Source organism: Janthinobacterium sp. C22 (assembly GCF_057919405.1).
In genome coordinates this window covers 5,287,971-5,300,068 of record NZ_CP193659.1, presented here as the reverse complement: position 1 = coordinate 5,300,068, position 12,098 = coordinate 5,287,971, and the positions used below count along the sequence as shown (strand labels likewise).

Here is a 12,098-nt window from a genome sequence, read left to right as displayed (position 1 = left end):
AAAACACGATGAGCGGCATGAGCGTGGCGCAGCTGGCTTTGCTGGGCCTGCTGTTCCTGATCGTTTTCGCGCTGGCCTTGCTGGTGCTGCGCATGGTCGCCGGCAGCGCCGTGCAGGAGCGGCTGCAGGCGCTGGGCGACGCCGGCGCCGCTGGCGATAGCGGGCGCCATGCCAGGCGGCGCTGGCTGGCGCATGCCGTCAGCCTGACGCGCCCGCTGGCCAGGCTGTCGCTGCCCGACGAGGGCTGGGAAAGTTCGCCCATCCGCAGCCGCTTCGTCCATGCCGGCTGGCGCAGCCAGGCCGCGCCCGCGCTGTTTTACGCGGCCAAGACGGCCTTGTCCGTGGGCTTGCCGCTGCTGGCGTACTTCCTGCTGCGCCACGGCGGGCAGAATATGCTGTTGTGGCTGGTCGCGGCGGCGGCCCTCGGCTATTACCTGCCCAATCTCTGGCTGTCGCATTGCCTGAAACAGCGCCAGCGCGAAGTGTTCGAAACCTTTCCCGATGCGCTGGACCTGATGACGGTGTGCGTCGAAGCGGGGCTGGCCATGGATGCGGCGCTGGCGCGCGTGGCGCAGGAAATCGGCTTGAAAAGCGCGGTCCTGGCCGAAGAGCTGCAACTGGTGACGCTGGAACTGCGCGCCGGCAGCGCCAAGGACAAGGCCTTGCGCAACCTGGCCCTGCGCACCGGGGTGGAAGATGTGGACGCGCTGGTGACTCTGCTGATCCAGGCCGAGCGCTTCGGCACGAGCATCGCCGCGTCGCTACGTGTGCAGTCCGACCAGCTGCGCACCAAGCGGCGCCAGCGCGCCGAGGAAACGGCGGCCAGGATCGCCCTCAAGCTGCTGTTTCCGCTGATCTTTTTTATCTTCCCGTCGCTGATGGTGGTGCTGATGGGACCGGCGTTCCTGCAGATTTACCGCGTGCTGCTGCCGGCCATGCGGGGCGGCTGAGGGCTGGCCAGGGCAAAAAAGCTGCCGGAGTTTCCTCCGGCAGCTTTTCTACATCAGGGCGCGCCTGGCGATCAGGCGAATGGCGCCAGCAGGGTGATCATCTGGCCGAAGATCTTCGGGCTGGCGGCGATGACGTCGCCCTTGTACAGGTATTCGGATTCGCCGGAAAATTCACCGACGATGCCGCCCGATTCCGTGATCATCAGGGCGCCGGCGGCGATATCCCAAGGCTTCAAGCCTTTTTCGTAGAAGCCGTCCAGGCGGCCGCAAGCGACGTTGGCCAGGTCCAGCGCTGCCGAGCCGGCACTGCGCACGCCCTGGCTGCGTTCGGCCATGATCTGGTACATCTTCAGGTATTCGTCGAGCGCGCGCGGGCCGGCGCCGTGGCCGGTGCCCAGCATGGCGTTCGAGATGCGGTCGAGCTTGGTGACGCGGATGCGTTTTTCGTTCAGGTAGGCGCCGGCGCCCTTGGTGGCCGTAAACAGGTCGTTGCGGACCGGATCGTAGATGACGGCTTGCGTGACGACGCCGCGATGCGCGAGGGCGATCGAGATGCAGTATTGCGGGAAGCCGTGGATAAAGTTGGTGGTGCCATCGATCGGGTCGATGATCCACTGATATTCATTCTCGTCGTGCGAGTTGGCGGAAGCTCCCGATTCCTCGGCCAGGAACGCGTGGTCCGGGTAGGCCTTGGACAGCACCTCGATGATGGCTTGTTCGGCCGCCTGGTCGACGTCGGTGACGAAATCGTTATGTTGTTTTTCCGTGACGACGACGCGGTCGAGGTCAAAAGAGGCGCGATTGATGACGGCGGCGCCGCGGCGGGCGGCTTTGATCGCCGTGTTGAGCATTGGGTGCATGTGAGCTTCCGTTAAAAGCACGCGACCGCCCATGGCCGCCTTGCGGCGCCGGTACGATAGAGTGCAAGAATGAATTAAAGAGCGGAGCGGTGCCGAAGTGGTTAAAATCCCGGCCTGGCGTCAGCGTTTTGTGACTCCGTTTCCCGAAATTTCCTGTATCGATACCGCGCAATAGCGCTATTTTAAATGAATCTGCCCGAAATCAACACGTCTCTTTTCAAACGCCTGCGATTTATTCTTGTCGAAACTAGTCGCTCTGGCAACATTGGCGCCGTCGCGCGCGCCATGAAAACGATGGGTTTTTCCGATCTGGTGCTGGTCAATCCCCGCTTTCCCGACGCCTTGACGGATGCGGAAGCGGTGGCCTTCGCCAGCGGTGCGCAGGATATCCTGTCCGGCGCGCGCATCGTCGGCTCGATCGCCGAGGCGCTCGAAGGCTGCAATTACGCGGCGGCCGTATCGGCCCGGCTGCGCGAGTTCTCGCCGCCCGTCACGGCGCCGCGCGCCATCGCCGGCCAGCTGGCCGCCGGCACGGACCTGCACGCGGCCGTCATCTTCGGCAACGAGCGCTTCGGCTTGCCCAACGAGATCGTCGAGCAGTGCAATGTGCTGATCAACATTCCCGCCAATCCCGCGTATTCCTCGCTGAACCTGTCGCAGGCGGCGCAGGTCGTGGCCTATGAATGCCGCGTGGCGGCCCTCGATGCGTCGGACGAGGCCCGGGCGGCCAGCCCCGTCGGTTTCCATGGCGACGCGGCCAGCCTGGCGCAGGTCGACGGCATGTATGCGCACCTGGAACAGGCGCTGGTGGCCATCGATTTCCTCGACGCCGACAACCCGAAAAAGCTGATGCCCCGTTTAAAACGCCTGTTTTCGCGCACGGGGCTGGAGACGGAAGAAGTCAATATCCTGCGCGGCATCGCGCGGCATATCCTGGCGGTCGCCAAAAAAGGCCCATGATCGAGACGCGGCTGCTGCGCCAGTTCATCGCCGTCGCCGAGGAACTCAATTTCCGCCGCGCGGCCGAACGGCTGCACATGGCGCAGCCGCCCCTGTCGCAGGCGATCCTGCGCCTGGAAGACGCGCTGGGCTACCCCGTATTCGAGCGCACCAACCGCAAGGTCAGCCTGACGCCGGCGGGGGACGCTTTCCTGGCCACGGCGCGCCAGGTGCTGGCCAGCCTGGAAGAGGGCGTGGCCGCCACGCGCCGGGTGGCCCAAGGCATCGAGGGGCACTTGCGCCTCAGTTTCATCCACATCACGCCGTACGCTCACGTGCTGGACGCCTTGCGCGCCTTCCGCGCCGCCTCGCCCGCCGTGCAATTCACCTTGCGCGAAGCGTCGACGCAGCAGCAGGTCGAGTGGCTGGAACGGGGCGAGGTCGATATCGCCGTGCTGCGCGCGCCCGGGCGCGGCACGCCCGGCTTGCGCTTCGAGCGCCTGTCCGGCGAAGACATCGTGATCGCGCTGCCGTCGGACCACCGCTGCGCGGGCCAGGCGCGCGTGGACCTGCTTGACCTGGCCGGTGACGATTTCGTCGCCTCGCCGCGCGAGCTGGGCCAGGGTTTCCACGACCAGCTGGCCAGCCTGTGCCTGCATGCGGGTTTCGTGCCGCGCGTGGTGCAGCAGGCGCGCCGCTTGCAGACGGTGCTGGGGCTGGTGGCGGCAGGCTTCGGCGTGGCCCTGCTGCCGGCCAGCCTGGCGGCGTCCAGGCCTGCCGGCGTCGTCATGCTGCCGCTGGCAAGCAGCGCGCCCGAGGCCTTGCGCCAGCTCGACCTGTACATGGCGTGGGACCCGCGGCGCACGTCTGCCGTGCGCGAGCGGTTGCTGGCGCAATTGCGGCGGTCCGCTGCTCAATAAGACTTTAAGCGTCTCGTTTCAAGATAAATAAGATATTTTACAGATGATGGCCCAGGGGCCAGCATGGCGTTTTTGATTGTCGGGAATGCCATGTCCAACGTTTCGCCGTGCAGCCGCGCGCTGCCTCCTTCCATTTATTGGCTGTCCTTGTGCAGCTTTGCCTTCGGCTTGTCTGAATTCATCGCCGCCGGCCTGCTGTCGCCCATGGCGCGCGACTTGCACGCCAGCGTGGCGGCGGCCGGCGGCGCCATCGCCGCGTATGCGCTGGGGGCGGCCATCGGCGCGCCCGTGCTGACGGCCCTGCTGGCGCGCCGGCCCGTGCGCCAGGTGCTGGTGGCCACCATGCTCGTGCTGGCGGCCGGCAGCGTGGCCATGGCGGCCGCGCCGGCGCTGGGTGCGCTGCTGGGTGTGCGCTTTGCCGTCGGCCTCGCGCATGGCGTGTTCATGGCCGTCGCGTCGCATGCGGCCACCAGCCTGGTCGACCCGTCACGCGCGGGACGGGCGCTGTCCATCGTCTGGCTGGGCCTGACCCTGGCGCTGGCCGGCGGCGTGCCGCTGGGGACGTGGCTGGGCGCCGTCTCGTCGTGGCGCTGGGTATTTACGGCCATCGGCGTGCTGGCCCTGTGCGGCGGCGCAGGCTTGCGCTACGCCATGCCGGCCGCGCGCCGGCAGCTTGCTGCCACGTCGGCCCTGGCCAGCCTGCGCGCCATCCTGCAGCCGCCCCTGCTGCTGGCGGCCAGCGTGGCGGCGCTGGTCAGCGTGGCCACCTTCAGCTTTTTCACGTATGTCTCGCCGTTCCTGCTGCAGCTGGGCGGGCTCGATGCGGGCTGGCTCAGTGCCGCCATGCTGTGCTTTGGCGCGTGCGCCATCGGCGGCAACCTGCTGGGCGGCTGGTGCGCGGACCGCCCCCACGCCCTGCGCTGCACCATGCTTGCCCTGGCCGCGCTGGCGCTCAACCTGCTGGGGTTTTATGCGCTGCGCACGCATCCCCTGGCCATGCTGGCCCTGTGCGGTACCCTGGGCTTGCTGTTCTTTGCCCTCGTGACCCTGTCGACCATGCGGCTGCTGCGCCTGGCGCAGCAGCATTGCCCGGGCAGCGACGCGGTGGCGGCGGGCTTGAATATCGCCGCCTTCAATGCGGGCACGGCTGCCGGCGGGGCGCTGGGCGGTGTGCTGATCGTCGCCTTCGGCTTGTCCGGCATCGCCATCGGCGGGGCGCTGGCGGCGCTGCTGGCCATGCTGCTGCTGTGCTTCCAGTCGCGCAAACTAGACGGCCCGCTCTAGTTTTTGCGCGCGGCGCGGCGCTGCCTTTGGCGTACACTGGCCTGCAAAAGGCGGTACAAGACAAGGGGAGACATGGGAATGCGACGCAGATCGTTTTTGAAGCTGGGCGTGTTTGGGGCCTGTGCGCTGGCGGCCGGCGGCGCCGCCTACCGCCTGGTGCGCGGACCGGCGCCGCCGGGGCGCTTCGTGCTTGACGGCGGGGCGCGCGCGGCGCTGGCGGCCATCGTGCCGGCCATGCTGGGCAGCGCGCTGCCGCAGGAAGCCTCCGCGCGGGCCGCGGCGCTCGATGGCGCCATCGCCGGCGTGGACACGGCCATCCATGGCTTGCCCCTGGCGGCGCAGCAGGAAGTGCAGGACCTGTTCGGCTTGCTGGCGCTGGCGCCCGCGCGGCGCTTCGTCGCCGGCGTAAAAGGCGGCTGGCCCGGGGCCGACCCGGCCCAGGTGGCCGCCTTTCTGCAATCGTGGCGCACGCACCGCCTGGCCACCCTGCAGACGGCCTACCTGGCGCTGCACGACCTGATCCTCGGCGCCTGGTATGCCGATGCCGCCCAGTGGGCCGCCATCGGCTATCCGGGACCGCTGCCCGAATTGAGCGCATAAGGCATCCATGAGCACATCCCCCATTCCTGATCCCATCGCCGCCGGCGTCGCGGCGGGCTGGAACGTCATCGACGCCAGCACCCTGAGCACCGACCGCACCCTGGAGGCGGACGTCGTCGTCATCGGCAGCGGCGCCGGCGGCGGCGTGACGGCGGAAATCCTCGCGCTGGCCGGCTTGACCGTCCTGATCGTCGAAGAGGGCGGCTTGAAGTCCTCGCTGGACTTCAAGATGCGCGAAGCGGATGCCTATCCCGCGCTGTACCAGGAATCGGCCGCGCGCAAGACGCGCGACAAGGCGATCAATATCCTGCAGGGGCGCACGGTGGGCGGTTCGACCACCGTCAACTGGACCTCGAGTTTTCGCACGCCGCCCGGCACCCTCGATTACTGGCGCCGGCACTTTGGCTTGTCCGGCTATTCGGTGGACGCCATGGCGCCGTGGTTCGCCATGATGGAAAAACGCCTGCACGTGAGCGACTGGGCCGCGCCGCCCAATGAAAACAACGATTTATTGCGCCGTGGCGCCATGGTGCTGGGCATACCCACGGCCGCCATCCGGCGCAACGTGAACGGCTGCTGGAACCTCGGCTACTGCGGCATGGGTTGCCCGACGAATGCCAAGCAGTCGATGCTGGTGACGACGATTCCGTCGGCGCTGGCGCTGGGCGCCGGCCTGCTCGTGCATGCGCGCGCCGAGCGCTTTACCTTCAAGGGCGAGCGCGTCGACAGCCTGCAGGTGACGGCGCTGGACGCGGCCGGGCAGGCGCCCACGGGCGTGCGCCTGACGCTGCGCGCCAAACACTTTGTGCTGGCCGGCGGCGCCATCAATTCGCCGGCCCTGCTGCTGCGCTCGCAGGCGCCCGATCCGCACGGCTTGCTGGGCCGGCGCACCTTCTTGCATCCGACGGTGGTGTCGGCGGGCCTGTTCCCGCAGCGCGTCGACGCCTACGCGGGCGCGCCGCAGACGATTTATTCCGACCATTTCCTGCACACGGCGCCCATCGACGGCCCCATCGGTTACAAGCTCGAGGCGCCGCCTTTGCACCCGCTGCTGATGGCCACCACCATGGGCGGCTTCGGCGACGAGCACGCGCGCACCATGCGCGCATTCCCCCATGCGCATGCCTTGCTGGCCCTGCTGCGCGACGGCTTTCACCATGAGTCGGTCGGCGGCAGCGTCTCCATCGACAGCTTCGGCGCGCCCGTGCTCGACTATCCGCTCACGCCGTTCATCTGGGATGGCGTGCGGCGCGCGCTGCTGTCGATGGCGGAAATCCAGTTCGCCGCCGGCGCCAGGAGCGTGTATCCCGTGCACGAGATGGCCAGCCATTACACCAGCTGGACGCAGGCGAAGCAGGCCATCGGCGCTTTGCCGATGCAGGCGCTGCTGGCGCGCATGGTGTCGGCCCACGTGATGGGCGGCTGCGCCATGTCCGACGATGCGCGCCTGGGCGTGACGGGCGCCGACGGCCGCTACCACGGCGTGCGCAACCTGTCCGTGCACGACGGCTCGCTGTTTCCCACCTCGATCGGCGCCAATCCGCAACTGACGATCTATGCGCTGGCCGCGCGCCTGGCCAGCGGCCTGGCGCGGGAGCTGACGGGTAAACCCGCGCCCGTTCCCATGCCCGCCTCGGCCACGGCATGATCGCGCGCATCCTCAAGTGGCTGATGCTGCTGCAGGTGCTGGCCGTGCTGGGCTTTGCGTACCTGGCCATGCACGCGTGGGGCGTCGCCTCGCCCGCCATGGCCCTGCTGCTGGCGGGCGCCATGCTGCTGGCCGTGCGGGCGCTGATCGTGGCGCGCAACTTCTGGGAAAGCCGGCGTGCCGGCAGCCCCGTGCCGGCGCAATACCAGCTGGGCGCCGGGGGCGCCGCGCGCCTGTTTTTCGGCGAGCTGCGCGCCACCCTGTGGACGTCGTCGTGGGGCATGCTGCGTCCGCGCCTGTACGTGGCCGACACCGTCACCGGCCAGGGGCCGCCCGTGCTGCTGATCCACGGCTATGTGTGCAACCGCGGCTACTGGACAAAACTGAGCCGGCAGCTGGCGCGGGCCGGCATCGCGCACGACGGCGTCGACCTGGAACCGATAGGCGCCGACATCGAAGACTTCGTGCCGCAGGTCGAGCAAGCCATCGAGGCGCTGTGCGCGCGCACGGGCAGCGACCGCGTGATTCTCGTTGCCCACAGCATGGGCGGCCTGGTGGCGCGCGCCTGGCTGCGCCGCCATGGCGCGGCCCGCGTGGCGCGCATCATCACCATCGGCACGCCGCACCACGGCACGGCGCTGGCCGATCTGGCGGCGGGCGCGAATGCCCGCCAGATGAGCCGCGTCGATGGCGCGCCGGACGCCTGGCTGGCGCAGCTGGCCGCCAGCGAGACGCCGGCGCTGCGCGCACTGATCACGTCGATCTATTCGCATCACGACAATATCGTCGCGCCGCAAGCGTCCGCGCAGCTGCCCGGCGCGCGCAATCTGCCCTTCGGCGGCATCGGCCACGTGGCGCTGGCCAGCGATGCGCGCGTGCTGCGCCAGCTGCTGGCGGAAATCACTATCAAGGACGAAGTCGCGCAGCCCCCTTCGGCCTCCCATTTCGCCTGAGCCCTGTTGTGTTTTGTCTGCATGGCAAGACTGTCTCTTTTGACTCTGCTGTTGCTCTTGTTTAACAGAGCAAGGGACAGAAAATGCTGTTTTCCACTGGCGTACTGTATTAAGCTAATGCCGGAAGACAGGCGTGGAAATTTGTTCTTGAGGCCGCTTGCCCCGTTCCGCAGACATCCGGTGGCCACCTATTTCTCTGGATATATGGCAAGATGTTGTAGGATTGTTATGTTGGCCGCGCAAGCGGAAAGTTGAACGCAGGCAGAAAATGAGTCCATGCAGTTTTTATTGGGGGCGCTAATTGTCCGCACGTATACTGATTATCGAAGATAACGCCACCAATATGGAATTGATGGTGTACCTGCTGCGTGCCTTCGGGTACACGCCGCTGGCCGCCTACGACGGCGAAGAGGGCGTGCGCATGGCGCGCAGCGAATTGCCGGACTTGATCATCTGCGACGTGCATTTGCCCAAGCTCGATGGCTATGGCGTGGTGGCGGAACTGAAAAAGACCCGTTGCTGCGCAAGATCCCGGCCCTGGCCGTGACGGCGCTGGCCATGGTGGGCGACCGCGAACGCCTGCTCGAAGCCGGTTTCAACGGCTACATCGGCAAGCCGATCGAGCCCGACCTGTTCGTGGCGGAGCTGGAGTCTTTTACCCGGGGCGCCGTCGACGCCAGTTAAAAACGACATAGCCACCATCCTGATCGTCGATGATCATGTGCTGAACCGCGAATTCCTCACCGCGCTGCTGGGCTACGGCGGCCACCGCCTGCTGGAGGCGGCCAATGGCGCCGACGCGCTGGAGATCCTGCGCACCGAGCGGCCGGACCTGATCATCTCCGATATCCTCATGCCGAACATGGACGGCTACGAATTCGTCACGCGCGTGCATGCCGACCCGGCGCTGACCGACGTGCCCATCATCTTTTATACGGCCACCTATCGCGAGCAGGAGGCGATCCTGCTGGCGCAGGCGTGCGGCGTGCGCTGGGTGCTGCCCAAGCCGTCCGACCCGGAAGTCATCGTGCGCACCGTCAACGAGGCGCTGGGACTGATGCCGGCGGTGGTCCAGGTGCCGGCGGCGCCGGAGGCCGGCGGCGGTGCGGCCCTGCCCGCCACGGGCAAGCTGGCCGGCATCGAGCACCAGGTCAGCGGCTACCTCGACGAACTCGAATCGAGCAGCCAGCAGATTTCGCAGCTGGCCAGCCAGCGCGAGGGCCAGGCCGCCCTTCCCGAAGACCTGGGCGTCATGACGGAGCGCCTGTCGCGCTCGCTGTCTAGCCTGCAGGCGGTGAGCCTGCGCCTGACGGCCCTGATCGAGCTCGGCATCGAGCTGGGCGCCGAACGCGATCCGCGCGCCCTGATCGAGGCGGGCTGCAAGGTGGCGCAGAATATCTGCGTCTCCAAGTACGCCTGCATCGGCGTGCTGGAAGAGGGCGCCGAGAAGCTCAGCTATTTTTCCTCGTGCGGCGCCGAGAAAAACCTCGAGCGCATCGCCAGCGCGCCGCGCACGGGCATTTTGAACCGCTTGCTGGAGCAGCGCCAGCCCTACCGGGTCAATGGCTTGAAGGGCGATCCTGGCGCGCTGGGCTTGCCCGACACGCATCCGCCCGTGCATTCCTTCCTGGGCGTGGCCATCGCTTCGCGCGAGCGCAGCCACGGCTGGCTGTACCTGGTCGACAAGCTGGGGGCGAACGAGTTTTCCGAGGTCGACGAGCGCGTCGCCGCCACGGTGGCGGCGCAGATCGCCGTCGCCTACGACAACCTGCTGCTGTACGACGAGATCAAGCGCCACCACGAGCAGCTGACCCTGGACATGGCGGCGCGCATCCGCCTCGATGAAGACTTGCGCCGCTTCCGCCTGGCGATGGACGCCACGGCCGATGCGATTTTCCTCGTCGACCGCGCCGGCATGTGCTTCGTCGACGTCAACCAGACGGCTTGCCGCATGCTCGGTTTCGAGCGCGAGGATTTCCTGCGCGTGGGGCCGGGCCGCGCGCACGAGGGCGAAGCCCAGCTGGAAGAACTGTACAACAAGCTGCTGGCCGGCGACCAGGGCGGCCCGATGACGGAATTGCAGCTGCAGCGCAAGGACGGCTCGCCCCTGTCGGTGGAAGTGCAGCGGCGCACCCTGCGCTCTGGGCAGAGCTGGATCCTGGTGGCCGTGGCGCGCGATATCACCGAGCGCAAGGATGCCGAGCAGCGCCTGATGAAGCTGGCCCATTTCGATACCTTGACGGGCTTGCCGAACCGCGGCCAGTTCTACGCCTCGCTGACCCATTCGCTGGCCCAGGCGGCCGAGCACCAGTGGGCCGTGGCCGTGCTGTTCATGGACATCGACCGCTTCAAGAATATCAACGATACCCTGGGCCACACCATCGGCGACGACCTGCTGCGCCAGTTTTCCAGCCGCCTCGTCGATTGCCTGCGCGTGCGCGATACCATCGGCCGCTTTGGCGGCGATGAATTTGCCACCATCCTGCTGCTGCCCGAAGGCGCCCAGCATGCCGTGGGCGTGGTCGACAAGATCCGCGAGGCGATGCGCAAGCCCTTCGAGCTGCAGGGCCACGAGGTGACGGTGACGGTCAGCATCGGCATTTCCGTGTTCCCCGATGACGCGGCCGATGCGGATACCCTGATCCAATATGCCGACACGGCCATGTACCGCGCCAAGGAAGCGGGGCGCGACGCCTTCCGCTTCTTCACGGCGGAAATGAACGCGCAATCGATGGCGCGGCTGGACATGGAAAATGCCCTGCGGCGCGCCATCGACAACGAGGAATTCGTGCTGTTCTTCCAGCCCAAGGTGAATATCATCTCGGGGCGCATCAGCGGCGCCGAGGCGCTGATACGCTGGCGCCGTCCCGGCCACGGCATGGTCTCGCCGGCCCTGTTCATCCCCCTGCTGGAAGAAACGGGGCTCATCGTGCGCGTCGGTAACTGGGTGCTCGACGAGGCCTGCAAGAAGATCAGCGAGTGGGGCGCCAGCAGCATCGGCCCCGTGCACCTGTCGGTCAACGTGTCGGGCATCCAGTTCTTCGTCGGCGGTCTGGAAGAAGAGGTGCTCAAGGCCATCCGCAAGCACGATATCGCGCCCGACCTGCTGGAGCTGGAGCTGACGGAAAGCTCGCTGATGTCGAACGCCGAGGAAACCATCGCCGTGCTGCGCAACCTGAAGGCGCTGGGCATCCAGATTTCCATCGATGATTTCGGCACCGGCTATTCCAGCCTGGCCTACTTGAAGCGCTTCCCCATCGACAAGCTGAAGATCGACATCGCCTTCGTGCGCGAAGTGACCAGCAATCCGGACGACGCGGCCATCGTGCTGGCCATCATCAGCATGGCGCACAGCATGAAGCTGGAAGTGATCGCCGAAGGCGTGGAAAACGATGCGCAGCTGGCCTATCTGCGGCGCCACGGCTGCGACGAGATGCAGGGCTATTATTTCAGCCGCCCCGTGCCGCAGGAAGAATTCGAGCAGATGCTGATGAAAGGCAAGCAGCTGCAGGCGCCGCAGGATGATGGCGGCGACGAGCAGCAAACCTTGCTGATCGTCGACGACGACGTCTTCATGCTCGACGTGCTCAGCGACTTCCTGGCGCAGGACGGCTACCGCATCCTGACGGCGCAGACGGCCGCCGAGGGCTTCGATATCCTGGCGCGCCACAAGGTGCAGGTGATCCTGTGCGACCAGTGCATGCCGCTCATGAGCGGCACCGAGTTCATGGAGCGGGTCAAGCACCTGTGTCCCGACACCTTCCGCATCATGCTGTCCGCCTTTGCCGACCTGACGCCCATCATGGCGGCCATCAACCGCGGCGCCGTCGACCGCTTCTATACCAAGCCGTGGAAGGGCGCCGTGCTGCGCGAGAATATCCGCGAAGGCTTCCGCCTGCACAAGCTGCTGCATGGCCCCGTGAAAGCGGCGGCTTAGGCGCTGG

8 protein-coding genes and 1 pseudogene are annotated in these 12,098 nt (G+C 67.0%); 8 read left to right on the top strand and 1 reads right to left on the bottom strand.

Going from position 1 to position 12,098, the window contains the following annotated elements; genetic code table 11:
* The first annotated feature begins 17 nt into the window (after nt 1–17).
* On the top strand, nt 18–950 hold the full coding sequence (locus ACRHIG_RS24730) for a type II secretion system F family protein (protein ID WP_489630870.1): 933 nt from the start codon (nt 18–20) through the stop codon (nt 948–950).
* A 71-nt stretch (nt 951–1,021) separates the two neighbouring features.
* On the opposite strand, the gene ACRHIG_RS24725 is transcribed toward ACRHIG_RS24730, so the two are convergent.
* Nucleotides 1,022–1,801 (bottom strand): inositol monophosphatase family protein, encoded by a 780-nt coding sequence (locus ACRHIG_RS24725; RefSeq protein WP_475413728.1) that lies wholly within the window; start codon nt 1,799–1,801, stop codon nt 1,022–1,024.
* A 195-nt stretch (nt 1,802–1,996) separates the two neighbouring features.
* Between ACRHIG_RS24725 and ACRHIG_RS24720 the strand changes: the two genes are divergently transcribed.
* The 7 genes and pseudogenes from ACRHIG_RS24720 (at nt 1,997) to ACRHIG_RS24690 (ending at nt 12,091) form a co-directional block, all read left to right on the top strand.
* The gene (locus ACRHIG_RS24720; RefSeq protein WP_489628225.1) at nt 1,997–2,770 is read left to right on the top strand and encodes an RNA methyltransferase; all 774 of its coding nucleotides are present in this window, start codon (nt 1,997–1,999) and stop codon (nt 2,768–2,770) included.
* A complete protein-coding gene (locus ACRHIG_RS24715; RefSeq protein ID WP_489628224.1) occupies nt 2,767–3,669 on the top strand; it encodes a LysR substrate-binding domain-containing protein in 903 nt (300 codons plus the stop codon). The genes ACRHIG_RS24720 and ACRHIG_RS24715 overlap by 4 nt, the downstream gene beginning before the upstream one ends.
* A 90-nt stretch (nt 3,670–3,759) precedes the next feature.
* Nucleotides 3,760–4,953 (top strand): MFS transporter, encoded by a 1,194-nt coding sequence (locus tag ACRHIG_RS24710; RefSeq protein ID WP_489628223.1) that lies wholly within the window; start codon nt 3,760–3,762, stop codon nt 4,951–4,953.
* 72 nt (nt 4,954–5,025) lie between these two features.
* Nucleotides 5,026–5,553, top strand: a complete 528-nt coding sequence (locus ACRHIG_RS24705) for a hypothetical protein (RefSeq protein ID WP_489628222.1) — start codon at nt 5,026–5,028, stop codon at nt 5,551–5,553.
* A gap of 7 nt (nt 5,554–5,560) precedes the next feature.
* Entirely contained in the window at nt 5,561–7,201 is a 1,641-nt protein-coding gene (locus tag ACRHIG_RS24700; RefSeq protein ID WP_489628221.1) for a GMC family oxidoreductase, read from the top strand.
* A complete protein-coding gene (locus ACRHIG_RS24695) occupies nt 7,198–8,154 on the top strand; it encodes an alpha/beta fold hydrolase (RefSeq protein ID WP_489628220.1) in 957 nt (318 codons plus the stop codon). Before ACRHIG_RS24700 ends, ACRHIG_RS24695 begins: the two co-directional genes overlap by 4 nt.
* Nucleotides 8,155–8,455: 301 nt before the next feature.
* A pseudogene (locus ACRHIG_RS24690) lies at nt 8,456–12,091 on the top strand (EAL domain-containing protein).
* The last annotated feature ends 7 nt before the right edge of the window (nt 12,092–12,098 follow it).